The organism is Streptomyces tendae (assembly GCF_014650435.1).
GTDB lineage: Bacteria > Actinomycetota > Actinomycetes > Streptomycetales > Streptomycetaceae > Streptomyces > Streptomyces tendae.
This window is the reverse complement of sequence record NZ_BMUY01000001.1, coordinates 1012463-1038621: the sequence shown is the minus strand read 5'-3', so window position 1 is coordinate 1038621 and position 26159 is coordinate 1012463. Positions and strand designations below refer to the sequence as shown.

The window sequence follows — 26159 nt, the reverse complement described above, 5'->3', positions numbered from 1 at the left end:
GAGAAATACCAGCTCAAACCCCGCGACTGGACCCGCGCCGCCCGCGAGGGCACCACCATCGCCCCCCTCATCACCCGCCTCAACACCATCCGACGCGAGAACCCGGCGCTCCACCAACTGCGCGATCTGCACTTCCACACCACGGACAAGGAAGAGGTGATCGCCTACTCGAAGCGGCAGGGGTCGAACACGGTTCTGGTGGTCGTCAACCTCGACCCCCGCCACACCCAGGAGGCCACGGTCTCGTTGGACATGCCGCAACTCGGCCTGGACTGGCACGAGTCGGTGCCGGTCCGCGACGAGCTGACCGGCGAGACCTACCACTGGGGCAGGGCCAACTATGTGCGCCTGGAGCCGGGCCGTACGCCCGCGCACGTCTGCACGGTTCTGCGACCGTCCCACCCGCAGATCGGAGGGTCACCCACCACATGATCGTCAACGAGCCCGTGCCGGACACCTTCGAGGACACCCCCGCCAAGGACCGGGACCCGGACTGGTTCAAACGAGCCGTCTTCTACGAGGTCCTCGTCCGCTCCTTCCAGGACAGCAACGGCGACGGCATCGGTGATCTCAAGGGCCTGACCGCCAAGCTGGACTACCTGCAATGGCTGGGCGTGGACTGCCTGTGGCTCCCGCCCTTCTTCAAGTCACCGCTGCGCGACGGCGGTTACGACGTCTCCGACTACACCGCCGTACTGCCCGAGTTCGGCGACCTGGCCGACTTCGTGGAGTTCGTGGACGCGGCCCACCAGCGCGGCATGCGCGTGATCATCGACTTCGTCATGAACCACACCAGCGACCAGCACCCGTGGTTCCAGGAGTCCCGCAGAAACCCGGACGGGCCGTACGGCGACTACTACGTCTGGGCCGACGACGACAAGCAGTTCCAGGACGCGCGGATCATCTTCGTCGACACCGAGGCGTCCAACTGGACGTACGACCCGGTGCGCAAGCAGTACTACTGGCACCGGTTCTTCTCCCACCAGCCGGACCTCAACTACGAGAACCCGGTCGTGCAGGAGGAGATGATCTCCGCGCTGAAGTTCTGGCTGGACCTGGGCATCGACGGGTTCCGGCTGGACGCGGTGCCCTACCTGTACCAGGAGGAGGGCACCAACTGCGAGAACCTCCCGCGCACGCACGACTTCCTGAAGCGGGTGCGCAAGGAGATCGACGCGCAGTACCCGGACACGGTGGTGCTGGCGGAGGCCAACCAGTGGCCGGAGGACGTCGTCGACTACTTCGGCGACTACGCCGCGGGCGGCGACGAGTGCCACATGGCCTTCCACTTCCCGGTCATGCCGCGCATCTTCATGGCGGTCAGAAGGGAGTCCCGCTACCCGGTCTCCGAGATCCTCGCCAAAACTCCCGCGATCCCGTCCGGCTGCCAGTGGGGCATCTTCCTGCGCAACCACGACGAGCTGACCCTGGAGATGGTCACCGACGAGGAACGCGACTACATGTACGCGGAGTACGCCAAGGACCCGCGCATGCGCGCCAACATCGGCATCCGCCGGCGCCTGGCCCCGCTCCTCGACAACGACCGCAACCAGATCGAGCTGTTCACGGCCCTGCTGCTGTCCCTGCCCGGCTCGCCGATCCTCTACTACGGCGACGAGATCGGCATGGGCGACAACATCTGGCTCGGCGACCGCGACGCCGTGCGCACCCCGATGCAGTGGACGCCCGACCGCAACGCCGGCTTCTCCTCGTCCGACCCGGGCCGCCTCTTCCTGCCCACGATCATGGACCCGGTCCACGGTTACCAGGTGACGAACGTCGAGGCGTCCATGGCCTCGCCGTCCTCCCTGCTGCACTGGACCCGCCGCATGATCGAGATCCGCAAGCAGAACGTGGCCTTCGGCCTGGGCACCTACACCGAGCTGCCCTCGTCGAACCCGGCGGTCCTGGCCTTCCTGCGGGAGTACGGGGACGACCTGGTGCTGTGCGTCCACAACTTCTCCCGGTTCGCGCAGCCCACCGAGCTGGACCTCAGCGCCTTCGGCGGACGCCATCCGGTCGAGCTGTTCGGCGGGGTCCGCTTCCCCGCCGTCGGCGACCTGCCGTACCTGCTGACCCTGGGCGGGCACGGCTTCTACTGGTTCCGGCTGCGCAAGGACGCCGTCTAGACACCGGCCCCGTCCCCGGGCGGCGCGGTTTCCGCCGCTCCGCCCGGGGCACGCATCAGTAACCACCCCGACGATCCGGGGAAAGGACGCGACGTCATGTCGGAAGCCGTCATACGCACCGATACGAGCCCGCCCGGCCTCCTTGCGTCACTCGATCCACTGCTGCGGGAGTGGCTGCCGCGGCAGCGCTGGTTCGCCGGCAAGGGGCGCCCGGTCACCGGCTTCTCGCTGGTCGCGGCCACCGAACTGCTTCCGGCCGACTCCCGCCTCGGCCTGCACCACGTGCTGGTCCGCGCCCACCAGCGGCACACACCCGCCGGTGGCGCGGCCGAGGAGCCCGGCGACTGCTACCAGCTCCTGATAGGCACCCGCGAGGCGCTGCCGCCCCGGCTCGCGCCCGCGCTGATCGGGCATGTGGCCGAGGGCCCGGCGGCCGGACGCACCGCCTACGACGCCCTGTACGACACCCGCCCCGCCGAGGTGCTGCTGGAGGCGCTGCGCACCCGGGCCCGCATCGGGGGCCTGCGCTTCGAGCGGTCACCGGAGGAGGACATACGCGCCGGTCTGGTGCCGCGGCTGATGACCGCCGAGCAGTCGAACTCCTCGGTCGTGTACGGAGATACGTTCATCCTCAAGCTGCTGCGGCGGATCGTCCCCGGCGTCAACCCCGACCTGGAGCTGCCGCTGGCCCTGGCCCGCGAGGGCTGCCCCCGGGTGCCGGCACCGGCCGGGTGGATGGTGGCCGACCTGGCCGGTCGGTCCTGGGTGCTGGGCGTGCTCCAGCCCTATCTGCAGGGCGCGACCGACGGCTGGGAGCTGGCGCTGCGCGAGCTGGCCAAGGGCGAGGACTTCGTCGCCGAGGCCCGGGCGCTCGGGCGGGCCACCGCCGAGGTGCACACCGCGCTGGCCCGCGCGCTGCCGACCGCCACCGTCGGCCAGGCCCAGGTGAGGCGGCTCGCCGACGGCATGAGCGAGCGGCTGGCGGAGGCCGCGCGGGCCGTGCCCCTGCTCCGGTCGTACGCGCCCGCGCTGGGGACGGCGTTCACCGCGCTGGCCGACCTGGCCGCCGAGGGCCGCACCTGGACCGCCCAGCGCGTCCACGGCGACCTGCACCTCGGCCAGTGCCTGCGCTCCCCCGACGGCGAGTGGTCGCTGATCGACTTCGAGGGCGAGCCGGCGAAGCCCCTGGCCGAGCGCCGGCTTCCGCAGCCGGCGGTGCGGGACGTCGCGGGGATGCTGCGCTCCTTCGACTACGCCGCGCACTCGGCCGAGGTCCGCGTGCCGGGCTGGGCCGACTCCTGCCGGGCCGCGTACTGCACCGGGTACGCGGAGGGCGGCGGCCGGGACCCGCGCACCGACCCCGTGCTGCTGCGCGCCTACGAGACGGACAAGGCGGTCTACGAGGTCCTGTACGAGGCCCGGCACCGTCCCGACTGGCTCCCGGTGCCGCTGGCGGCGGTGCGCCGCCTGTCCGTGCCCGAGCCGGCCTGACGCCCCCGCCCGCCCCCACTTCGCCCAGGAGGCTCCACCCGTGACCCCCCGCCCCTCGTCCAGCGGCCCCGAACCGAGGAAGACGACCGGGAAGAAGACAGCCGGGAAGAAGACAGCCGGGAAGAAGACGGCCAAGGCCGCCGAGAAGCCCGTCGCGAAGAAGGCCGTCGCAAAAGAGGCCGTTGCAAAAAAGGCCATCGCCAAGAAGGCCGTCGCGAACAAGAAGGGCGCGCAGAAGACCGCCACCAAGAAGACCGCCACGAAGAAGAGCGCGACGAAGCAGGCCGCGCCCCGGGAGGCCGCCGCCCCGCCCCGGGCCGAGGCCGCCGGCTCCCCCGCGCTGGACGCCGGCGACCGGGAGCGGCTGCTCGCCGGCACGCACCACGACCCGCACGCCGTGCTCGGCGCCCATCGGGTGCCCGGCGGGGTCGCGTTCCGCGCGTTCCGGCCGTACGCCCTGGCGGTGACCGTGCTGTCCGGGGAGCTGCGGGTCGAGCTGCACGACGACGGCGACGGGTTCTTCTCCGGCCTGGTGCCGCTGAGCGAGGTCCCGCTGTACCGGTTCCTCGTGGCGTACGAGGGGACGGTCCAGGAGGTCGAGGACCCGTACCGCTTCCTGCCCACCCTGGGCGAGCTGGACCTGCACCTGATCGGCGAGGGGCGGCACGAGCAGCTGTGGCGGGCGCTGGGCGCGCACCCGGAGACCCACGACGGGGTGGCGGGCACCCGGTTCGCGGTGTGGGCGCCGAACGCGCGCGGGGTCCGGGTGGCCGGCGGCTTCAACTTCTGGGACGGCACCGGACACCCGATGCGCTCGCTCGGCTCGACCGGGGTGTGGGAGCTGTTCCTGCCCGGCGTCGGCGCGGGCGAGCTGTACAAGTTCGAGATCACCCGGCCCGACGGCTCCCGCACCTTCCGCGCCGACCCGCTGGCCCGCCGTACGGAGGTGCCGCCCGCCACGTCCTCCGTCGTGCACGCCTCGGACTACACCTGGGGCGACGAGGAGTGGCTGGCCCACCGCGCCGACGCGCCCGCGCACGAGGCGCCCATGTCGGTGTACGAGGTCCACCTGCCCTCCTGGCGCCCCGGCCTGACCTACCGGGACCTGGCCGAGCAGCTCCCCGCCTACGTCGCGGACCTCGGCTTCACCCACGTCGAGCTGATGCCGGTCGCCGAGCACCCCTTCGGCGGCTCCTGGGGATACCAGGTCACCGGCTTCTACGCGCCCACCGCCCGGCTCGGCGACCCCGACGACTTCAAATACCTGGTCGACCGGCTGCACCGGGCCGGGATCGGCGTGCTGATGGACTGGGTGCCCGCGCACTTCCCGCGGGACGACTGGGCGCTGGCCGAGTTCGACGGGCGCCCGCTGTACGAGCACTCCGATCCGCTGCGGGCGGCGCATCCGGACTGGGGGACGCTGGAGTTCGACTTCGGCCGCCGTGAGGTGCGCAACTTCCTGGTCGCCAACGCCGTGTACTGGTGCGAGGAGTTCCACATCGACGGGCTGCGCGTGGACGCCGTCGCCTCGATGCTCTACCTGGACTACTCGCGCGAGCCGGGCCAGTGGACGCCGAACGAGCACGGCGGCCGGGAGAACCTGGACGCGGTGGCGTTCCTCCAGGAGATGAACGCGACGCTGTACCGGCGGGTGCCCGGCGTCGTGACGGTGGCGGAGGAGTCGACGGCCTGGGACGGGGTCACGCGAGCCACGCACCACAAGGGCCCGAGCGGCTTCGGCGGGCTGGGTTTCGGCCTGAAGTGGAACATGGGCTGGATGCACGACTCGCTGGAGTACATGGGCCGCGAGCCGGTGCACCGCAAGTACCACCACGGCGAGCTGACCTTCTCCATGGTGTACGCGTACAGCGAGAACTACGTGCTGCCGATATCCCACGACGAGGTGGTGCACGGCAAGAAGTCGCTGGTGTCGAAGATGCCCGGCGACTGGTGGCAGCAGCGTGCCAACGAGCGGGCGTACCTGGGCTACATGTGGGCCCACCCCGGCAAACAACTCCTCTTCATGGGACAGGAGTTCGCCCAAGGCGCGGAGTGGTCGGAGGCGCACGGCCCCGACTGGTGGCTGCTGGACCCGGAGTACGGGGCCGCCGCGGACCACCGGGGCGTGCGCGACCTGGTGCGGGACCTGAACACCGTCTACCGGGCCACGCCCGCGCTGTGGCGGCGCGACACCCACCCGTCCGGGTTCGCCTGGGTGGTCGGGGACGCCGCCGACGACGACGTGCTGGCGTTCCTGCGCCTGGACGCCGACGGCACCCCACTGCTCGCGGTGTCGAACTTCGCCCCGGTGGTCCGCTCCGGCTACCGCCTCGGCGTCCCCGACGACGTCCCTGCCTGGCACGAGGTGCTCAACACCGACGCGGCCCATTACGGGGGCGGTGACGTGCTGAACCCGCACGCGGTCAAGCCGGACGCGCAGGGGTGGCACGGCCGCCCGGCGAGCATCCGGCTGACCCTGCCGCCCCTGGCGACGGTGTGGCTGCGTCCGGCCTGACCGGGCGGCCCGTCCGTCAGCCCGCGTCCACCAGCCCCTTCGGCAGCGGCTCGCTGTGGAGGACGCCGAGGTGCTGGGTGGCGCGGGTGAGGGCGACGTACAGGTCGCTGGTGCCGTAGCGGCCGGGTTCGACGACCAGGACGGAGTCGAACTCCAGGCCCTTGGACTGGCGCGGGTCGAGCAGGACGACGCGGTGGGTGAGGTCGGGCTCGGCGCCCGCGCTCACGCCGTCGAGCCGGGGCGCGAGCACCCGGTGCAGCTCGCGCGGGGCGATGACGGCGAGGCGGCCCTCCTCGGGGGTCAGCTCACGGGCCGCCTCGGCGACGGCGGCCGGGAGGTCACCGGTGGCGCGGATCCAGGGGCGTACGCCCGTCGAGCGGACCGAGCTGGGCGGCGTGAACTCCGGGTCGTCGGCGCGGACGACGGCCGCCGCCAGGTCCATGATCTCGGCCGGGGTGCGGTAGTTGACGCCCAGGCGGGTGTGCTCCCAGCGGTCCTCGACGTACGGGGCGAGGATCTTCGACCAGGAGCCGACGCCGGCCGCCTCGGCGGTCTGCGCCGGGTCGCCCACCAGGGTCATGGAGCGGGTGGGGCAGCGACGCATCAGCAGCCGCCAGGCCATCGGGGACAGCTCCTGCGCCTCGTCCACGATGATGTGCCCGAACGCCCAGGTGCGGTCGGCCGCCGCGCGTTCGGCGGCGCTGCGGTGGTCGTCCTCCTCCTGGCGTTCGGCGAAGCGCTCGGCGTCGATGATGTCGTGCGCGGACAGGACCTCGGCGTCCTCCTCGTCCTTGTCCTCGAACTCGTAGGTGCGCGACGCGTACGACACGTCGAGGACGCCCTGCGCGTAGGCGATCTGCTCCTCGCGCTCGCGTTCCGCGCGGGTCCGGGCGATCCGGTCGTCCACGCCGAGCAGTTCGGCCGCCTCGTCCAGCAGGGGCACGTCGGCGACGGTCCAGCGCCGGGTGACCGGACGGCGGACGGCGGCGGCGTCCTCGGCGGGCAGGAAGGACTCGGGGGCGGCGAGGAAGTCGGCGACCAGGCGGTGCGGGGTGATCCGGGGCCACAGCTGGTCGATGGCGGACCAGACCTCGGGATTCTCAGCGAGTTCGTCGCGGATCTGGGTGATGTCGCTGGGGTCGAGGAGGTTGGTGCCGTCGTAGGGGTCGGTGCCGATGCGCTCGGCGACCATGTCGGTCAGGGTGTTGAGGATGTGGCCCTCGAAGTGCTCGCGGGCCGCATTGTGCGGCAGCTTCGCGGCGCGGGTGCGCTCGCGGGCGACGTTGACCAGGTCGTCGTCGAGCATGAGGACGTCCCGGTCGTGCTCGATCGCGATCACCGGGTCGGGCAGCGCCTGCCGGTCGCGGACCACCTCGGCGAGCACGTCGGCCATCCCGGCCCGGCCCTTCACGGCCGCCGCCTCGGGGGTGTCGGCGGCGGTGGCCTTCACGCCGGGGAACAGCTCGCCGACGGTGGCGAGGAGCACGCCGGTCTCGCCCAGCGAGGGCAGCACCTCGCCGATGTAGCCGAGGAAGGCCGGGTTGGGGCCGACGATGAGGACGGCGCGCTTGGCGAGCAGCTCGCGGTGCTCGTAGAGGAGGTAGGCGGCGCGGTGCAGGGCGACGGCGGTCTTGCCGGTGCCGGGGCCGCCCTCGACGACCAGGACGCCGCGGTGCGGGGCGCGGATGATGCGGTCCTGGTCGGCCTGGATGGTCTGCACGATGTCGCCCATGCGGCCGGTGCGCGCCGAGTTCAGCGCGGCGAGCAGCACGGCGTCGCCGGAGGGGTCCTCGTGGCCGGTGCGCCTCTCGTCGCCGAGGTCGAGGATCTCGTCGTGCAGGGCGGTGACCGTGCGGCCCTCGCTGGTGATGTGCCGGCGGCGGCGCAGACCCATCGGGGTGTGGCCGGTGGCCAGGTAGAAGGGGCGGGCGACACCGGCCCGCCAGTCGATGAGGACGGGGGTGCGTTCGGCGTCGTCGGCGCGCAGGCCGATGCGGCCGATGTGGTGGCCCTCCCCGGAGGTGAGGTCGATCCGGCCGAAGCAGAGGGAGCCGTCCACAGCGTTGAGCGCGGCGAGCAGCCCGGAGCGCTCGGCAACCAGGATGTCCCGCTCCAGGCGGGCCTGCTGCGGGGTGTTGCCCTGCGCGAGCGCGTCGGTCACGGAGTCCTCGGCGTCGCCGCGCAGCGCGTCCACGCGCGCGTACAGTCCGTCGATGAATTCCTGCTCGTGCAGCAATTCATCGTCCGGAAATTCGGTGTTTGACAATTCCACTCCCGGCCGCATATACTGTGCCTACTGAACTTCTTCGCGACCTCATTTTCCTGAAGTCACGAATCAACGAATATACGCAGAGAAATCCCCCGAGCGCAATTGCTCGGGGGATTTTTTCTGCGCCGGCCAGTCCGTGGGCCGGGCCGGTCAGACCACGTCGGACAGTTCCTCCAGGAGCCGCCGCTTGGGCCGGGAGCCCACCATCGACTTCACCGGCTCACCGCCGCGGAACACCATGAACGTCGGCATCGACAGCACCTTGTAGGCGTTCGTGGTCGCCGGGTTCCGGTCGACGTTCAGCTGCACCACCCGCAGCCGGTCGCCCTCCTCCTCGGCCAGAGCGCTGAGCACCGGCGCCATCTGCCGGCAGGGCGGGCACCAGTCGGCGGTGAACTCCACCAGTACGGGCAGCTCGGAGCCGATCACCTCCGCCGCGAAGTCCGCGTCCGTCACCTCGGGCACCCCATGGGAACTCATCCGTGTCCTCCCAGTTCGCACTTGGGCTCCGGGCCCCCCGGAGCCGCCGCCTCGGCCCGCGTCAGCTGCGCGGCGACCTGCGCGCGCACCGACGTGAGCTGCTCGATCAGCGTGTCCAGCTCGCCCAGCTTCCGCCGGTAGACCACCAGCGACGCCGGGCAGGAGTCGCCCTCGGGGTGCCCGGCGCGCAGGCACTCCACGAAGGGGCGGGTCTCCTCCAGGTCGAACCCGAAGTCCTGGAGGGTCCTGATCTGCCGCAGCAGCTTCAGGTCGTCCTCGTCGTAGGTCCGGTAGCCGTTGCCGCCCCGTCGGGCGGTCAGCAGGCCCCGCGACTCGTAGTACCGCAGCGTCCGCGTGGTGGTCCCGGCCCGTGCGGCCAGCTCGCCGATTCGCATACCGACGAACGTAAGCCTTGACGCCGACGTCAAGGCAAGAAGCCCCGCGCCGGGGGAGGGCGCGGGGCTTCTTCGGGGGACCGGGCGGCTGAGCAACGGGGGGAGCACCTCAGCCGCCCGGCGTGTGCGGGAGCAGCCCGAGCGGGTGGGCGTCAGGCCCGCGCCAGCTCCTTCTCGCCGCCCTGCTCGGGCAGGTCCGGGGTGTCGTCGCCGTCGGCGGCGCCGTGGCCGTCGTCCAGGAGGGTCTTCTCGTCGAACGGGGCCCGGCCGGCCAGCACCTCGTTCACCCGGTCCTTGTCGATCTCCTTGGTCCAGGTGCCGATGAGGACGGTGGCGACGGCGTTGCCGCCGAAGTTGGTCAGCGCGCGGGCCTCGCTCATGAAGCGGTCGATGCCGACGATCAGGCCGATGCCGTCCACCAGGGCGGGCTTGTGCGACTGCAGGCCGCCGGCCAGCGTGGCGAGACCGGCGCCGGAGACACCGGCGGCGCCCTTGGAGGCCACCAGCAGGAAGAGCAGCAGCGGGATCTGCTCGCCGATCGACATCGGCGTACCCATGGCGTCCGAGATGAACAGCGAGGCCATGGTCATGTAGATCATGGTGCCGTCGAGGTTGAACGAGTAGCCGGTCGGGACGGTGATGCCGACCACCGGCTTGCTGACGCCCAGGTGCTCCATCTTCGCGATGAGGCGCGGCAGCGCCGACTCGGAGGAGGAGGTGGACAGGATCAGCAGGAACTCGCGGCCCAGGTACTTGAAGAGCGAGAAGACGTTGATCCCGGCGACGACGCGCAGCACCGTACCGAGGACCAGGAAGAGGAAGAGGACGCAGGTCACGTAGAAGCCGAGCATCAGCACGGCCAGGCTCTTGAGGGCGTCGACGCCCGCCGACCCGGTGACGGCGGCGATGGCGCCGAAGGCACCGACGGGGGCGGCCCACATGATCATCGCCAGGACGCGGAAGACCAGCCGCTGGATGTGCTCGATGCCGCGCAGGACGGGCTGCCCGGCGGAGCCCATGGCCTGCAGGGCGAAGCCGCAGAGCAGGGCGATGAGCAGGGTCTGGAGCACCTCGCCCGCGGTGAAGGCGGAGACGATCGTGGTCGGGATGATGCCCATCAGGAAGTCGACGGTGCCCTTGGCCTCCGCGTCGACCTGTGCCTGGCCGGTCTCCTTGACGGCGTCGGTGACCGCGAGGCCCGTGCCCGGGTCCAGGATGTTGCCGACGATCAAACCGATGGCGAGCGCCACCAGCGACATCACGAGGAAGTAGACCAGGGCGATACCGCCGACCGCGCCGACCTTGGCGGCCTTGCGGACCGAACCGATGCCCAGCACGATCGTGCAGAAGATGATCGGCGAGATCATCATCTTGATCAGGTTCACGAAGCCCGTACCGAGCGGCTTCAGCTCGGTCGCGAAGTCCGGCGCGATCAGACCGACGGCGATACCGAGGGCGACCGCGATGATCACGGCTATGTAGAGATAGTGCGTGCGGTCGCGCTTGGCTTTGGGTGCGGCAGGTGCCGTAGCGGCTTTGCTGGTCACGGCGGCCCTCCTTGACGACGTCGTCGGCATCACCGGCGTGCGGCTCACGTCCGGGGGTGTGTAGCGGGGACGGGGTGACTATCTCCCGGCATGTGAGCGCGGTCACCCTTGCGTTCATTTAGTTCACAATCCAGCCAGGAGGGAGACTGGCGGCATGCACCTCCGCGTCCCGAGACCCCGCAGCCTGGCGGGGCAGCTCTTCGCCATGCAGGCCGTACTCATAGCGGTCGTCGTGGTCGGGTACGCGCTGTTCAGCTACATCAGCGACCGGGGGCAGGCGGAGGAGGCGGCCGGGCGCCAGGCCAGGGCGGTGTCGCTGGCGATCGCCGACTCGCCGTCCGTGGCGGAGGCGATCCGCACCCCGGACCCGACGGCGCGCCTGCAGCCGTACGCGGTGCGGGTGATGCAGGACACGGACGTGGACTTCGTGACGATCATGAATCCGGAGGGCATCCGCTGGACCCACCCGGAGCCGACGGAAATCGGCCATCCATTCCAGGGCCACATCGAGCGTGCGCAGCGGGGTCAGACCTTCACCGAGACGTACACGGGCACGCTCGGCCCCTCGGTCCGGGCGGTCACGCCGATCAGGGACGACGGCCGGATCGTCGGCCTGGTCAGTGCAGGGATCAAGGTCGAGGAGATCAGCAAGCGGGCGCAGGAGCAGCTCACGGCCCTGTCGGGGGTCGCGGCCGGAGCGCTGCTGCTCGGCGCGGTCGGTACGTACGTGATCAACGCGCGGCTGCGCCGGCACACGCACGGCATGAACGCCGACGAGCTGAGCCGGATGCACGACTACCATCAGGCGGCGCTGCACGCGGTGCGGGAGGGGCTGCTGATGCTGGACGGGCAGTACCGTGTCGCGCTGATCAACGACGGCGGACGCGAGCTGCTCGGCGTGCGCGGTGACGTGGTCGGCGCCTCGGTGGCGGACCTCGGGCTGCCGTCGCAGCTGACCGGGGCGCTGCTGGCGTCGGAGCAGCGGGTGGACGAGGTGCACCTGGCGGCGGACCGGGTGCTGGTGGTGAACACCTCGCCGGTCTCCGGGGGTGAGCGCCGTGGCACGGTGGTGACGCTGCGGGACGTGACCGAACTGCAGTCGCTGACGGGCGAGCTGAACTCGGAGCGCGGTTTCACGCAGGCGCTGCGCTCGCAAGCGCACGAGGCGGCGAACCGGCTGCACACGGTGGTCTCGCTGATCGAGCTGGGACGGGCGGAGGAGGCCGTGGAGTTCGCGACGGCGGAGCTGGAGCTGGCGCAGGCCCTCACCGACCAGGTGGTGGCGGCGGTGAGCGAGCCGGTGCTCGCGGCGCTGCTGCTGGGCAAGACGGCGCAGGCCAACGAGCGGGGAGTGGAGCTGGTGGTGTCGCAGGACAGCCGACTGGACGACGGACTGCTGCCGCCGTCGCTGCCCGCCCGGGACCTGGTGACGATCCTGGGCAACCTGGTGGACAACGCGGTGGACGCGGCACAGGGGGCGGTGCCGTCACGGGTGACGGTGGCGGCGTACACGGAGGCTTCCGGCGTCGGCGGCTCCGAGCTGGTACTGCGGGTGTCGGACACCGGCGCCGGGGTCGATCCGGCCCACGCCGACCTGGTCTTCCAGCGGGGCTACTCGACCAAGCCGGCCGGGGAGGGCGGCCGCGGCCTGGGCCTGGCCCTGGTCCGGCAGGCGGTACGGCGGCACGACGGCACCCTGACCGTCACGGAGGCGGAGGGCGGCGGCGCCCGCTTCGAGGCCCGGCTGCCGCTGGGGGATGCAGGGCGCGGCGGGTCGGCACCGGCCGGGGTGACGGGCGGCAGACCGAGGTCCGGGGGTGCGGTGTGAGACGGCGACGCCCCGTGCCCCTCGTCCCGGCCGACACGGACCGCCGGACCGCCGTCGGCGTGCGGCGCGCCCACCCCGGGGGTCTCGTTTGGATCAGGCCGGCCGCGGCCTACGGTGCCTTGTGGCCGACCCGAGCGGGGCATGGTGCGTGCATCTGCAAGGCGGAGGAGGGCGACAGGGCGGAGCCCTGGCAACCGACGACAACGCCGCAGATGCGCGTGCCAGGCCCCGCGACCCCGGCAAGATCCAAACGACACCCCCTAGGGGGCTCCGCATGAGCACCGCCGACGCACAGCCCATCCGGGTCCTGGTCGTCGAGGACGACCCGGTCGCCGCCGACGCGCACGTGATGTACGTCGGCCGGGTGCCGGGGTTCGTCGCGGTCGGCAAGGCGCACACGGGTGCGGAGGCCCGCCGCATGCTGGACCGCACGCCGGTCGACCTGCTCCTGCTCGACCTGCACCTGCCGGACGTGCACGGACTCCAGCTGGCCCGGTCACTGCGCGCGGCGGGACACCACACCGACGTGATAGCGGTGACGTCGGCACGGGACCTGACGATGGTGCGCGAGGGGGTGTCGCTGGGCGTCGTCCAGTACGTCCTGAAGCCCTTCACCTTCGCCACCCTGCGCGACCGCCTGGTCCGCTACGCGGAGTTCCGGGGGACCGCCGGGGAGGCCAGCGGCCAGGAAGAGGTGGACCGCGCCCTGGCCACCCTCCGCGCCCCCGGACCGGCGGCCCTGCCCAAGGGCCTGAGCGGCCCGACCCTGGAACGCGTGACGGGCGCCCTGCGCGGCTCGGCCGAGGGCCTCACGGCCGCCGGGGTCGCGGAAGCGGTGGGCATCTCCCGCATCACGGCCCGGCGTTACCTGGAGCACCTGGTGGACGCGGGCCGGGCGGGCCGGAGCCCGCAGTACGGGCAGGTGGGGCGGCCGGAGTTGGTGTACCGGTGGGTGCGGGGCCGGTGAGCCGCGCCGCCCTGCGGGCCTGCTCGGCCTCCTCGGGCGAGCCCGCCCGCTCGTAGGCTTCGGCGGCCTGCGTCATGCGGGCGCGGGCCCGCTCGGCGTCTCCGGCCGTCTCGTGCACGAGCCCGAGGGCGTACAGCGTCCGGGCGGCGCCGTGCCAGTCCTCGAACTCCTCGCAGATGTCCAGACTGTCGAGGCAGGCGGTCACGGCTTCCGCCGTACGGCCGCGTGCGTTGAGGGCGACGGCGTAGTTGTGCCAGGCCCTGCCCTCGCGGGGCCGGTCCCCCGTCTCCCGGTAGAGGTCGAGCGCCGCCCGGAGGGCGTCGAGGGCCTCGTCCACGCGGCCGGACTTGCGCAGGGGGATGGCGAGGTTGTTCCACACACCGGCCTCGCCGTGCCGGTCGCCGGTGCGGCGGAACAGGTCGAGGGCGGTGTGGAAGGCTTCGACGGCTTCGTCGATCCGACCCACATCGCTGAGGATGGTGCCGAGGTTGGCCATCGCCATCGCCTCGCCGTTGTCGTGGCCCACCGCGTGGTAGAGGTCGCCCGCCCGTTGGTGCGCCTCCCACGCCTCCCTGAGCCGGCTGCCTCCCCGCAGGGCGGTTCCCATCCTGTTCCAGGCGGCGGCTTCGACGGCCTTGTCGCCCTCTCGGCGTGCGGCGGCACAGGCGGCGTGGCACACGGTGACCGCGTCGTCGAAGAAGCGCCGCCACTCGAAGTACTCACCGAGCGCACTGGAGAGCCGGACGGCGTCGAAGGCCAGTGGGCGGTCCGTCGCCCACTGGACGGCGGCCACGAGCCCGGCGCGCTCCGCGTCGAACCAGGCGAGTGCCTCCTCGCGGCTCCGGAACGACCCGGTCTCCTCGTCGTCCTCCGTGCGGGGCTTCAGGCGGGCGTCCGCCGCGCCGGCCCGCTCCAGGTAGTGCCGCAGCACACGCGCCCGCGCGGCGTCACCCTCTGCTCGGGCCACCACTCCCGCCCCGAACACCCGCACCAGGTCGTGCAGTCGCCACCACCCACGCGTGTGCCCCCGCTCCACGAGGTGCGCCCGGGCCAGGGCGTGCTGGTCACGCACCAAAGGACGGCCGGCGCCGACCAGCGCGGCGACGACCTCGTCGCTCACCTCGGGTCCAGGCGCGAGGGCGAGCAGGCGCAGCAGCCGGGCCTGCTCGGGCGACAGCCGACGGTAGGACAGCTCGAAGGCGGCGCGGACGCTGCGTTCGCCGTCGTCGAGGTGGTCCAGGCGGTCGTGGGCCTCGGCCAGTTCGGCCACGAGTTCGCTCACCGGCTTGCCCGGATCGGCCGCCAGCAGGGCGGCCGCGATCTGCAGGGCCAGCGGAAGGTGCCCGCAGAGGCTCGCGAGTCGGTCGCTCGTGCCAGGGTCGTCGCCCACCCGGCCGTCGTGCGGATCGGCGATCCGCAGGGCGCGGTCGAGGAGTTCGTACGCCTCGCTCGTTCCGAGTTCGTCCAGGGGCAGGAGCCGTGCACCGAGTTGTGGCAGGCGGTCGCGGGACGTGACCAGGACGCGGTGCCGGGAGTCACCCGGCACGAGGGACCGTACCTGGTCGGCCGACGAGGCGTTGTCGGCCAGGACCAGCACCCCGCCGCGCTCACGGGCCCGGACGGCCAGCGTCGAGCGGTAGAGCGCGGCCCGCTCGTCCGTCGTCGTGGGCACGTGTTCCGGCGGGGTGCCGAGGGCGTGCAGCAGGGTTCGCAGACTTCGGTCCGCGGTCACGGGTTCCCGGTCGTAGCCGTGCAGGTCGATGAAGAGGACCCCGCCGGGGAACCAGCCCCGTTCGCGGGAGAGGTACGCGGCCTCGACGGCTAGCGCGGTCTTGCCGATGCCGCCGAGACCGGACACGGAGGCGACCGGCGCCGCGGCGGACCGCGCCCCGTCCGGGTCCAGCGCGCGCAACAGGTCCTCTGTCTCGCGCTCCCGGCCGGTGAACCCGCCGGGCCTCGGCGGCAGGCCCGCCATCGCCTCCGGACCGGCGGCCGCGCCCTCCTGGATCAGGACCTGTACGCCGATCACCTCGCGCAGGAAGACCCCACCCCGGAAGTCGGCGTGATCGCCGCCGTACCGGGACGCCCCGCTGCCCGGCGCGGACCGCTCCATGGCCCGTGCGACGGCACCGGCGACGCCGGACGGCTCGGCGGCGAGCAGCTCGGCCACCGTCTCGCCCCACTTCCGCACGGCATCCCGCCGCGCCGGTTCCGCGGCCGCCTTCGCGATGTCCCGGACAGGCGCGCCGCCGTCGAGCCCCACCGCCCGCGCCAGCGCCTCCACCGCCCGGCGTCCACCGTCCCCGCCCGCGCCCTCGGCCAGTGCCGTCAGCAGTGCCGTTTCCATTCGCGCCGTTCCTCCCGTGCGAGAGGGACGATCACGCCGCCTTCGCGTACCACACGACCTGTGCGGCGAGCCCCGCCACGGCGAGCGCCTCCAGCACCGAGAGCGCGACGAGCAGTCGGGTGGCGTCCCCGTTCACCCAGAAAACGACCAGCGCCGCCAGCGGTACCGCGCAGAACGCCGTCAGGTCGATCACGGTCTGGATCGTCTTGCGGGACCGGCGCCGGGTGTCGCTCCGGTGGTACGCCTCCCACCCGAAGGTCGCGAACCCGCTGCTGTGCGCCGCGAGTTCGGCCAGCTTGGGCCCCAGATCGTCCCGGACGTAGAGCCCGATCGCGGAGATCTTCTCGTCGTTGACGAGGTAGGTCCACCCGAGGACGAGGCACACCGGCGGCAGCGCGAGCAGCATCGAGGGCTGCTCCGCCTGGGCCGTGGCGGCGATGACGGCGGCCACGACGGCGAGCGTCACGTAGAGGAGGTTGTCCCGGAACCCGATCCTCGCCCTCTGCTCGCTCTTCACGCTCTCGTACTCGGCGAGCAGCAACTGCCCCACCGTGACGTCCTGTTCCGGCACTCGATCCCCTTCTCCCAGCGGTAACTTATGACTATGCCGGACATCCAGCCCACCGTTCTGGTGCTGACCGCACTCCCGCTCGAATACGCCGCGATCCGCGCGCACGTGGTGGAGCGGAAGGAGCGGGTGCACCGGGACGGCACCCGGGTCGAAGTGGGCCGACTGACGTCGACTTCCTGGCACGTCACCCTCGCCGAGCTGGGCATGGGCGCCGAGCGGGCCGGCGTCCTCACCACCCAGCTCATCGACTGGCTGCGCCCCGAGGCGGTGCTGTTCGTCGGGGTCGCGGGCAGCCTGAAGGACGACATCGAGATCGGCGACGTCGTCGTGGGCACGCAGGTGTACGAGATCCACGGCGGCAAGCAGACCCCGGAGGGCTTCCTCGTCCGGCCCAAGGCCCTGCCGGGCTCGCACGCTCTGGAGCAGGCGGCCCGTTCCGCGGTGCGGGACATGCCCGGCGTACGGGCGCACTTCCTGCCGATCGCCACGGGGGACGTGGTGTTGGCGGACGCCGAATCGGAGCTCGCCCGGTTCCTCCGCCGGAGCTACAACGACGCGGGCGCGATCGAGACGGAGGGCTCCGGCGCCCTCCAGGCGGCCCACCTGAGCGGCCGGCTGAACGCCCTGGTCATTCGGGGCATCAGCGACCGCGCCGACGCCGGAAAGCACCAGGCCGACGCCTCGGGTTCACAGCAGCGCGCCGCCGAGCACGCCGCGGCGGTGACGGTGGCGGTGCTGCACAAGCACCGGCCCCGGGAGGGTTCCTCCGACTCCGAGGAGGAGCCCCAAGGAGCGACGTACGGCGGAGACCACATCGACTTCCGGGGCGGCACCTTCCACGGCCCCGTCACCGGCAAGGCCGATCACCTCCTCCGGGGTCAATCCGGCGCACACTCATTGACCTGACTAGACCATTCCTCTTACGTTCGCCGAGCAGCCGTCCAGGCCACAGTGTCGTGTGCCCGTAGGAGGTCATGCCCGTGCGTTCCACCGTCCGGTTCACCGCCCTGTTCACCCTCACCGCGCTCGCCTCCATCTCGCTCGCCGCCTGCTCAAGCGGCTCCGGCAGCGATCCGGACACGGTGAAGGTCTCCTTCAAGCAGTCGACGGACAACTCCATCAAGGTGATGGACACCTACCTCGGCGACATCAAGAAGCAGTTCGAGAAGGCCAACCCGGGGAAGAAGGTCGAGCTGGTGCCGATCAAGGCACCCGACTCGGAGTACTACACCAAGCTCCAGCAGATGCTCCGCTCCCCCAAGACCGCCCCCGACCTGGTCTACGAGGACACGTTTCTCATCAACTCCGACATCACCAGCGGGTACCTGAAGCCGATCGACGAGTACCTGGACAAGTGGAAGGACTGGGATCAGTTCATCGACACCGCCAAGGCGGCGGCCAAGGGCGAGGACGGGAAGACGTACGGCGTTCCGGACGGCACCGACACCCGGGGACTGTGGTTCAGCAAGGACGTGTTCGCCAAGGCGGGGCTGCCCGCCGACTGGCAGCCGAAGACCTGGGACGAGGTGCTCGACGCCGCCCGCACCATCAAGGAGAAGGTCCCCGGCGTCACCCCGCTCAACGTCTACACCGGCAAGCCCGCCGGCGAGATGGCCACCATGCAGGGCTTCGAGATGCTGCTGTACGGCACGGGGGACGGGAACGCCGACCCGCTGTACGACAAGGGCAGCAAGAAGTGGATCACGGCGGGGCAGGGGTTCGAGGACTCCCTCTCCTTCGTCGAGACCGTGTACAAGGAGAAGCTCGGCCCGGAGGTCTCCGACGCGCTCGACCCCAACTTCTCCACCAAGATCCGCGGCGAGCTGCTGCCGCAGGGCAAGCTCGGGATCGCGCTCGACGGCTCCTGGCTGCCGCAGGACTGGCTGGAGGGCAGCGGGCACGAGTGGCCCGAGTGGTCGAAGGAGCTGGGGCTCGCCGCCATGCCGACGCAGAACGGGCAGGCTCCCGGCAGGGTGAGCATGTCCGGCGGGTGGACCTGGTCCATCCCGGACAAGGCCGGCAACCCCGACCTCGCCTTCGAGTTCATCAAGACGATGCAGACCAAGGCCAACGCCCAGAAGTGGTACATCGCCAACTCCGGCATCTCCGTCCGCGAGGACGTCGCCAACGATCCCGCCTACGTCGACGCCCAGCCCGGCATCAAGTTCTTCACCGACCTCGTCGCCGACACCCACTACCGGCCCGCCTACCCGGCGTACCCGAAGGTGTCCGTCGCCATCCAGGAGGCCATGGAGGGCGTGACGACCGGCGACAAGTCGGTCGAGGAGGCTGCGCGCGGCTACGACGAGGCGCTCAAGGAGGCCACCGACAACCAGGTGGTGAGCAAGTGACGGCCACCGCGCCGGGGCACGCCGGGCCGGAGGTGCGGAAGGCGCCCGCGTCTCCGCCCTCCGGCACCCGGTCCGGCACCGTCCGGCGCTCCCTCTTCCGTGCCCTGCCCGTCTCCCCCGCCGTCGTCCTGCTGGTGCTCTTCCTCGCCGGCCCGATCGTCTACTGCGTGGTCATCGCCTTCACCGACCTCCAGCTCACCGGGCAGGCCCAGGAGTCCTTCGTCGGCTTCGACAACTTCACCCGCGCCTTCAAGGACGAGGCGTTCCTCAACGCCGTATGGCTGACCCTGGTGTTCACCGTGCTGTCCTCGCTGATCGGGCAGAACACGCTGGGGCTCGCACTGGCCTCGCTGATGCAGCGGGCGTCGAAGCCGGTCCGCACGCTCACCGGTGGCATCGTTGTCACGGCCTGGGTGCTGCCGGAGGTGGTGGCGGGCTTCCTGCTCTACGCCTTCTTCCGGCGCGAGGGCACCCTCAACGCCATCCTGGACTGGCTGCACCTGCCCTCCCAGAACTGGCTGTTCACGCTGCCGATCCTGGCGGTGTCCTTCGCCAACGTGTGGCGCGGCACGGCGTTCTCGATGCTGGTGTACTCGGCCGCGCTGAACGAGATCCCCAAGGAGGTCACCGAGGCCGCCGAGGTCGACGGCGCGAGCGGCTGGCGCCGGATGTGGCACATCACGCTGCCGATGATCCGGCGCTCCATCGGCACCAACCTCATGCTCAACACGCTCCAGACGCTGTCGGTCTTCGGGCTGATCTGGGTGATGACGAGGGGCGGGCCGAGCGGCAAGAGCCAGACGCTGCCGCTGTTCATGTACGAGCAGGCCTTCCAGAACAGCCTGATCGGATACGGCACGGCGGTGGCGCTGCTGCTGTTGCTGATCGGCTCGCTGTTCTCGGTCGTGTACCTGCGCCTGCTGCGGACGGAGGTCTGAGATGACGGACACCCTCGCGCCTCGCCCGGCCTCTCGAACGCCCAGGGCCGCCCGCCGTACGGCGGCCCCCGCCGCCCGGCGCAACCGGCGCCGGGCCGCCGCCGACACCGGGCTGCTGGTGGTGGCCGCGGCCTTCGTGCTGCCGCTTGCCTGGGTGGTGCTGTCCGCCCTCGACCCGCACGCGAGCCTGCGGGTCAAGGTTCCCGACGGGGTGACGCTGGACAACTTCGACGCGATCCTCACCTCGGAGATCACCTTCACCCCGCTGCTCAACAGCCTGATCCTGTGCGGCGGGGCGACGCTGCTGACGGTGGTGTGCGCGGCGCTCGCCGCGTATCCGCTCTCCCGCTTCCGGTCGCGGCTGAACCGGCCGTTCCTGCTCACCATCCTGTTCGCGACCAGCCTGCCCATCACGGCGATCATGGTGCCGGTCTACGCCCTGTTCGTACGGGTCAACATGATCGACACCATGCAGGGGACGATCTTCTTCTTCGCCGCCTCGCAGCTGCCCTTCGCGATCTGGCTGATGAAGAACTTCATGGACGGGGTGCCAAAGGAGCTGGAGGAGGCGGCGTGGACGGACGGGGCGTCGTCCTTCCAGTCGCTGCTGCGGATCGTGCTGCCGCTGATGGGGCCGGGGGTGGCGGTGGTGACGGTGTTCTCGTTCGTGATGATGTGGGGCAACTTCTTCGTCCCCTTCATGCTGCTGCTCTCCCCGGACCAGATGCCCGCCTCGGTCAGCATCAACGACTTCTTCGGCAACCGGGGCATGGTGGCGTACGGGCAGCTGGCGGCGTTCTCGATCGTCTACTCGACGCCGGTCGTGCTGCTGTACGTGCTGATCTCCCGGCGGCTGGGCGGCGGCTTCGCGCTGGGCGGTGCGGTGAAGGGGTGAGGGCCGGGGGGAGATAGGCAACGGGGGTAGGGGACGGGGGCGCAGCCTGGTCCGCGCGCCCCCCGTACGTTCCTACAATCCGTATCGCTGGCCGAACAGCCCGTAGTCAGCATCGCCGCGGACCCCTACGGTGTGGCGCGTGCGCCGACCCTCACCCGGCCCGAGCCAGTCGGGCCCCCCGTTCAACGCCCTCGCCGCCCGTCGGCTGCGTGCCGCCCTCAACATGGGGCCCGAGCACGTCGCCCACGGCATACGGGTCTCGTACGGGCTGCCGTACGTCACCCCCGACCTCGTCATCGCCTGGGAGCGGGGGGCCGCCGCTCCCGAGGGCCCGGAGCTGACCGCGCTCGCCGGGGTGCTGTGGTGCTCGCCGGGTGAGCTGATCGGGCGGCCGCAGTCCCTGCGCGAGCACCGCGTCGCCCGGGGTCTGGCACCCGAGGACGTGGCCCGTGCGGTCGGGCTGGGGCTCCCGGCCTACCTGCGGATGGAGGAGGCGGACGACTGGCGCGGCACCGACCGTCAGTCGGCCCAGCTCGCCGACGTGCTCGGCCTCACGCTGCCCGACTTCGTGACCGTCACGGGGCGCGAGGAGAAGCTCGCCGACCTGCTGACGAGTGCGGTAACCACCCGCTGGCAGGGCTGTGTGCGCCCGATCGCCAAGCTGGCGCCGCTGGACCGGCGCGTGCTGGAGAACGTCCTCCAGGTGCTGCACCAGGACTACCAGGGGCGGATGACCGCCACCCTGACCTGGGGCGGCGGCGCGGCCGATTCCAGCGCCGGGGGCCGGGACTTCCTCGACCGGATAGTGGAGCACTTCTGGACGGCGGTGGAGAAGCACCCGTAAGCGTGTCCGAGGTCTGGAGATCCAGGGTCTAGAAGACCGACTCCGCCTCGTCCATCCGGTCCTTGGGGACCGTCTTCAGCTCGGTGACCGCCTCCGCCAGCGGCACCATCACCACGTCCGTGCCGCGCAGCGCCGTCATCCGGCCGAAGTCGCCCCGGTGTGCGGCCTCCACCGCGTGCCAGCCGAAGCGGGTGGCGAGCACCCTGTCGTACGCGGTGGGCACGCCGCCGCGCTGGACGTGGCCGAGGATGACCGGCTTGGCCTCCTTGCCGAGCCTGCGCTCCAGCTCGAAGGCGAGCGCGGTGCCGATGCCCTGGAAGCGCTCGTGGCCGAACTTGTCGATGGCGCCCTTGCCGTAGTCCATGGAGCCCTCGGCGGGGTGGGCGCCCTCGGCGACGCAGACGACGGCGAACTTCTTGCCGCGGGCGAAGCGCTCCTCGACCATCTTGACCAGGTCGGCGGGGTGGAAGGGGCGCTCGGGCAGGCAGATGCCGTGGGCGCCGGCGGCCATGCCGGACTCCAGGGCGATCCAGCCGGCGTGCCGGCCCATGACCTCGACGACCATCACGCGCTGGTGGGACTCCGCGGTGGTCTTGAGGCGGTCCATCGCCTCGGTCGCGACGCCGACTGCGGTGTCGAAGCCGAAGGTGCGGTCGGTGGAGGAGATGTCGTTGTCGATGGTCTTCGGCACGCCGACGACCGGCAGGCCCGCGTCGGACAGCATCCGGGCGGCGGTGAGCGTGCCCTCGCCGCCGATCGGGATCAGGGCGTCGATGCCGAAGTTCTGGATCATGTCGCCCGCGTTCTCGCAGGCCTCGCGGAGCCGGTCGCGCTCCAGGCGGGAGGAGCCGAGGATGGTGCCGCCGCGGGCCAGGATGCCGCTGACCGCGTTGAGGTCGAGGGTGCGGTAACGGCCGTCAAGGAGCCCGGCGTAGCCGTCCTCGAAGCCGATGACCTCGTCGCCGTAGTTGTCGACCGCTCGGTGCACGACCGACCGGATCACTGCGTTCAGGCCGGGGCAGTCGCCGCCTGCGGTGAGAACTCCGATACGCATCGTGCTGTGTCTCCTGCTCGCTGTTGACACCGGTGAGCCGATCCAATTCTTTCACGCCCCGGACGGCGGCGGGCGCTGACGGCCGCTGACGGGCGCCATAACCATCGCCGGAGGTACTGTCAAGAGGATTCCGCCCATCCCCTCAGCCCGACGACCCAGCCCGACGAATCAGCCCGACGAAACGCTCACCCAGACGAAACGGAGAGCACGCGTGACGCGCAGCGTGTACGTGACCGGTACCGACCGCGGCGACGGCCGCCAGGTCGTCGAGCTGGGGGTGATGGAGCTCCTGACCCGGCAGGTCGACCGGGTCGGTGTCTTCCGTCCCCTGGTGCACGACGGGCCCGACCGGCTCTTCGAGCTGCTGCGCGCCCGCTACCGGCTCTCACAGGACCCGGCGACGGTCTACGGCATGGACTACCAGGAGGCCTCCCTCCTCCAGGCCGAGCAGGGCGTGGACGAGCTGGTGTCCGCGCTGGTCGACCGGTTCCACCTGGTCGCGCGGGACTACGACGTCGTGCTGGTCCTCGGCACCGACTACGCCGACACCCAGTTCCCGGACGAGCTGTCGCTGAACGCGCGGCTCGCCAACGAGTTCGGCGCCTCGGTGCTCCCCGTCGTGGGCGGCCGCAGGCAGAGCGCCGACTCGGTGCTGGCGGAGACCCACAACGCCTTCCGCGCCTACGACGGCCTGGGCTGCGACGTGCTGGCCATGGTGGCCAACCGGGTGGCGCGCGAGGACCGGGACGAGATCGCCGAGCGGCTCGGGCACCGGCTGCCGGTGCCGTGCTGGGTGGTGCCGGACGAGCCCGCCCTGTCCGCGCCGACGGTCTCCCAGATCGCGCACGCCCTGGGTGCCGAGGTGGTCCTCGGTGACGACTCCGGGCTCGCCCGCGACGCGCTGGACTTCGTCTTCGGCGGGGCGATGCTGCCCAACCTGCTGGCCGCGCTGACCCCGGGCTGCCTGGTGATCACGCCCGGCGACCGTGCCGACCTGGTGATCGGCACGCTGGCCGCGCACAGCGCCGGCACCCCGCCGATAGCCGGCGTGCTGCTGACCCTGAACGAGGTGCCGGGCGAGGGCATCCTCACCCTCGCCGCCCGGCTGGCCCCCGGCACGCCGGTGCTCTCGGTGACGGGCAACAGCTTTCCCACCGCCGAGCGGCTCTTCTCCCTGGAGGGCAAGCTGGGCGCGGCCACCCCGCGCAAGGCGGAGACCGCCCTCGGCCTCTTCGAGCGGTACGTCGACACCGCCGAGCTGAACCGGCGGGTCTCCGCCCCCAGCAGCGACCGCGTCACGCCGATGATGTTCGAGCACAAGCTTCTGGAGCAGGCCCGCTCCGACCTGCGCCGGGTCGTCCTGCCGGAGGGCACCGAGGAGCGGGTGCTGCACGCGGCGGAGGTGCTGCTGCGCCGGGGCGTGTGCGAGCTGACCCTGCTCGGACCGGCCGAGCAGATCCGCAAGAAGGCCGCCGACCTCGGCATCGACCTGGCCGGTGCCGAGCTGATCGACCCGGCCGCCAGCGAGCTGCGCGACTCCTTCGCCGAGAAGTACGCCGCGCTGCGCGCCCACAAGGGCGTGACCGTGGAGCTGGCGTACGACGTGGTCTCCGACGTGAACTACTTCGGCACGCTGATGGTGCAGGAAGGGTTCGCCGACGGCATGGTGTCGGGGTCGGTGCACTCGACGGCGGCGACCATCCGCCCGGCCTTCGAGATCATCAAGACCAAGCCGGACGCCGCCATCGTCTCCTCCGTCTTCTTCATGTGCCTGGCCGACAAGGTGCTGGTGTACGGCGACTGCGCGGTCAATCCGGACCCGGACGCGGAGCAGCTCGCCGACATCGCCGCCCAGTCGGCGTCGACGGCGGCGCAGTTCGGGGTGGAGCCGCGGATCGCGATGCTGTCGTACTCGACCGGCACGTCCGGTTCCGGCGCGGACGTCGACAAGGTGCGCGAGGCCACCGAGCTGGTCCGCTCGCGCCGCCCCGACCTGAGCATCGAGGGGCCGATCCAGTACGACGCGGCGGTCGAGCCGTCGGTCGCCGCGACCAAGCTGCCCGGCTCCGCGGTCGCCGGGCAGGCCAGCGTGCTGATCTTCCCCGACCTGAACACCGGCAACAACACGTACAAGGCGGTGCAGCGCTCGGCCGGTGCCATCGCGGTCGGCCCGGTGCTCCAGGGCCTGCGCAAGCCGGTCAACGACCTGTCCCGGGGCGCGCTCGTGCAGGACATCGTCAACACCGTCGCCATCACGGCGATCCAGGCCCAGCAGTCCCCGACCGAGAAGGCGTCCGCCCAGTGAGTTCCACGCGTGTCCTCGTCCTCAACTCCGGCTCCTCGTCGGTGAAGTACCAGCTGATCGACATGCGCGACGGAGCGCGGCTGGCGGCCGGGCTGGTCGAGCGCATCGGCGAGCGGACGTCCCGGCTGAAGCACACCCACGTGGCCGCCGGCGACACCCGGGAGCAGGAGGGCCCGATCGCCGACCACGAGGCCGCCCTGAAGGCGGTCGCCGCCGAGCTGGGCCGGGACGGTCTGGGCCTGGACTCCCCGGAGCTGGCCGCGATCGGGCACCGGGTGGTGCACGGCGGCGAGTTCTTCAGCGAGCCCACTCTCATCGACGAGAACGTGCTGACCGAGATCGAGCGGCTGATCCCGGTCGCTCCGCTGCACAACCCGGCCAACCTCACCGGCATCCGCACCGCGCAGGCGCTCCGTCCCGACCTGCCGCAGGTGGCGGTCTTCGACACCGCGTTCCACACGACGATGCCCGAGTCCGCGGCGCGCTACGCGATCGATCCGAAGATCGCCGACCGGTACCGCATCCGCCGCTACGGCTTCCACGGCACCTCGCACGCGTACGTCTCCCGGGAGACCGCGCGGCTGCTCGGCCGGGCGCCCGAGGACGTGAACGTGATCGTGCTGCACCTGGGCAACGGGGCGTCCGCGTCGGCGGTGCGGGGCGGGCGGTGCGTGGACACCTCCATGGGGCTGACGCCTTTGGAGGGGCTCGTGATGGGTACGCGCTCGGGAGACATGGACCCGGCCGTCATCTTCCATTTGATGCGTGTTGGCGGAATGTCCGCCGACGAGATCGACACTCTTCTCAACAAGAGGAGCGGTCTGTTCGGTCTGTGCGGTGACAACGACATGCGGGAGATCCGCCGCCGGGTGGACGAGGGCGACGAGCAGGCGGGGCTGGCCTTCGACATCTACATCCACCGGTTGAAGAAGTACATCGGGGCCTATTACGCCGTTCTCGGACGGGTGGACGCGGTGGCGTTCACGGCCGGGGTCGGGGAGAACGCGGCGCCGGTCCGGGAGGCGGCCGTGGCGGGCCTGGAAGGACTGGGCCTTGCGGTGGACGGCGAGCTGAACGCCGTACGCGGCGAGGAGGCCCGGCTGATCTCGCCCGCGGAGGCGCGGGTGGCGGTGGCGGTGGTACCGACGGACGAGGAAATGGAGATCGCGACACAGACCTACGCGCTGGTAAATGAATCGGGGAATCCGAATCTCACCTGAGCGGCATCCCGCC

19 protein-coding genes and 1 pseudogene are annotated in these 26159 nt (G+C 71.4%); 13 read left to right on the top strand and 7 right to left on the bottom strand.

The window, feature by feature from the left end; translation table 11 throughout:
• The 4 genes and pseudogenes from IE258_RS04770 to glgB form a co-directional block, all read left to right on the top strand.
• Positions 1 to 432, top strand: a pseudogene (locus tag IE258_RS04770) (alpha-1,4-glucan--maltose-1-phosphate maltosyltransferase); the annotation flags it as partial.
• Positions 429 to 2129 carry a maltose alpha-D-glucosyltransferase gene (gene treS / locus IE258_RS04765; RefSeq protein WP_189739199.1) on the top strand — a complete coding sequence of 567 codons (1701 nt, stop codon included), beginning with the start codon at positions 429 to 431 and terminating at the stop codon, positions 2127 to 2129. The pseudogene IE258_RS04770 and the gene treS, both read left to right, overlap by 4 nt.
• 96 nt (positions 2130 to 2225) lie before the next feature.
• Positions 2226 to 3620, top strand: a complete 1395-nt coding sequence (locus tag IE258_RS04760; protein WP_189739196.1) for a maltokinase N-terminal cap-like domain-containing protein — start codon at positions 2226 to 2228, stop codon at positions 3618 to 3620.
• A gap of 40 nt (positions 3621 to 3660) precedes the next feature.
• Positions 3661 to 6135: a 1,4-alpha-glucan branching enzyme gene (gene glgB / locus IE258_RS04755; protein WP_189739193.1), complete on the top strand. Its 2475-nt coding sequence runs from the start codon at positions 3661 to 3663 to the stop codon at positions 6133 to 6135.
• 16 nt (positions 6136 to 6151) lie between these two features.
• On the opposite strand, the gene IE258_RS04750 is transcribed toward glgB, so the two are convergent.
• The 4 genes from IE258_RS04750 to IE258_RS04735 form a co-directional block, all read right to left on the bottom strand.
• Positions 6152 to 8419 (bottom strand): HelD family protein, encoded by a 2268-nt coding sequence (locus IE258_RS04750; protein ID WP_189739190.1) that lies wholly within the window; start codon positions 8417 to 8419, stop codon positions 6152 to 6154.
• A gap of 135 nt (positions 8420 to 8554) precedes the next feature.
• Positions 8555 to 8869, bottom strand: a complete 315-nt coding sequence (locus tag IE258_RS04745) for a thioredoxin (protein ID WP_189739323.1) — start codon at positions 8867 to 8869, stop codon at positions 8555 to 8557.
• Positions 8870 to 8880: 11 nt separating this feature from the next.
• Complete coding sequence (locus tag IE258_RS04740; RefSeq protein WP_189739188.1) at positions 8881 to 9279, bottom strand: MerR family transcriptional regulator; 399 nt, start codon at positions 9277 to 9279, stop codon at positions 8881 to 8883.
• A gap of 152 nt (positions 9280 to 9431) precedes the next feature.
• Positions 9432 to 10826 carry a cation:dicarboxylate symporter family transporter gene (locus IE258_RS04735; RefSeq protein WP_189739185.1) on the bottom strand — a complete coding sequence of 465 codons (1395 nt, stop codon included), beginning with the start codon at positions 10824 to 10826 and terminating at the stop codon, positions 9432 to 9434.
• Positions 10827 to 10980: 154 nt separating this feature from the next.
• Here IE258_RS04735 and IE258_RS04730 point away from each other — a divergent pair, with 154 nt between their 5' ends.
• A complete protein-coding gene (locus IE258_RS04730; RefSeq protein ID WP_189739182.1) occupies positions 10981 to 12654 on the top strand; it encodes a sensor histidine kinase in 1674 nt (557 codons plus the stop codon).
• A gap of 274 nt (positions 12655 to 12928) precedes the next feature.
• A complete protein-coding gene (locus tag IE258_RS04725) occupies positions 12929 to 13621 on the top strand; it encodes a response regulator (protein ID WP_189739180.1) in 693 nt (230 codons plus the stop codon).
• Here IE258_RS04725 and IE258_RS04720 read toward each other — a convergent pair.
• Together IE258_RS04720 and IE258_RS04715 are read right to left on the bottom strand one after the other, a co-directional pair.
• The gene (locus IE258_RS04720; protein ID WP_189739320.1) at positions 13506 to 15791 is read right to left on the bottom strand and encodes a tetratricopeptide repeat protein; all 2286 of its coding nucleotides are present in this window, start codon (positions 15789 to 15791) and stop codon (positions 13506 to 13508) included. The genes IE258_RS04725 and IE258_RS04720 overlap by 116 nt on opposite strands.
• A 208-nt stretch (positions 15792 to 15999) precedes the next feature.
• Complete coding sequence (locus IE258_RS04715) at positions 16000 to 16539, bottom strand: hypothetical protein (RefSeq protein WP_159328399.1); 540 nt, start codon at positions 16537 to 16539, stop codon at positions 16000 to 16002.
• A gap of 33 nt (positions 16540 to 16572) precedes the next feature.
• Here IE258_RS04715 and IE258_RS04710 point away from each other — a divergent pair, with 33 nt between their 5' ends.
• From IE258_RS04710 to IE258_RS04690, 5 genes are all read left to right on the top strand, one after another.
• Positions 16573 to 17445, top strand: a complete 873-nt coding sequence (locus tag IE258_RS04710) for a 5'-methylthioadenosine/S-adenosylhomocysteine nucleosidase family protein (RefSeq protein ID WP_373309711.1) — start codon at positions 16573 to 16575, stop codon at positions 17443 to 17445.
• 68 nt (positions 17446 to 17513) lie between these two features.
• Positions 17514 to 18890 carry an extracellular solute-binding protein gene (locus IE258_RS04705; protein WP_189739174.1) on the top strand — a complete coding sequence of 459 codons (1377 nt, stop codon included), beginning with the start codon at positions 17514 to 17516 and terminating at the stop codon, positions 18888 to 18890.
• Complete coding sequence (locus IE258_RS04700) at positions 18887 to 19828, top strand: carbohydrate ABC transporter permease (protein ID WP_189739171.1); 942 nt, start codon at positions 18887 to 18889, stop codon at positions 19826 to 19828. Before IE258_RS04705 ends, IE258_RS04700 begins: the two co-directional genes overlap by 4 nt.
• A 1-nt stretch (position 19829) precedes the next feature.
• Entirely contained in the window at positions 19830 to 20723 is an 894-nt protein-coding gene (locus IE258_RS04695) for a carbohydrate ABC transporter permease (protein WP_189739168.1), read from the top strand.
• Between the two features lie 130 nt (positions 20724 to 20853).
• Positions 20854 to 21567, top strand: coding sequence for a helix-turn-helix domain-containing protein (locus IE258_RS04690; RefSeq protein ID WP_189739165.1), 714 nt, complete (start codon positions 20854 to 20856; stop codon positions 21565 to 21567).
• 28 nt (positions 21568 to 21595) lie between these two features.
• On the opposite strand, the gene IE258_RS04685 is transcribed toward IE258_RS04690, so the two are convergent.
• Entirely contained in the window at positions 21596 to 22621 is a 1026-nt protein-coding gene (locus tag IE258_RS04685; protein ID WP_189739162.1) for an ATP-dependent 6-phosphofructokinase, read from the bottom strand.
• A 211-nt stretch (positions 22622 to 22832) separates the two neighbouring features.
• On the opposite strand from IE258_RS04685, the gene pta reads away from it, so the two are divergent.
• Positions 22833 to 24926, top strand: a complete 2094-nt coding sequence (gene pta / locus IE258_RS04680) for a phosphate acetyltransferase (protein WP_189739159.1) — start codon at positions 22833 to 22835, stop codon at positions 24924 to 24926.
• Entirely contained in the window at positions 24923 to 26146 is a 1224-nt protein-coding gene (locus tag IE258_RS04675; protein WP_189739156.1) for an acetate kinase, read from the top strand. The genes pta and IE258_RS04675 overlap by 4 nt, the downstream gene beginning before the upstream one ends.
• Positions 26147 to 26159: the final 13 nt, after the last annotated feature.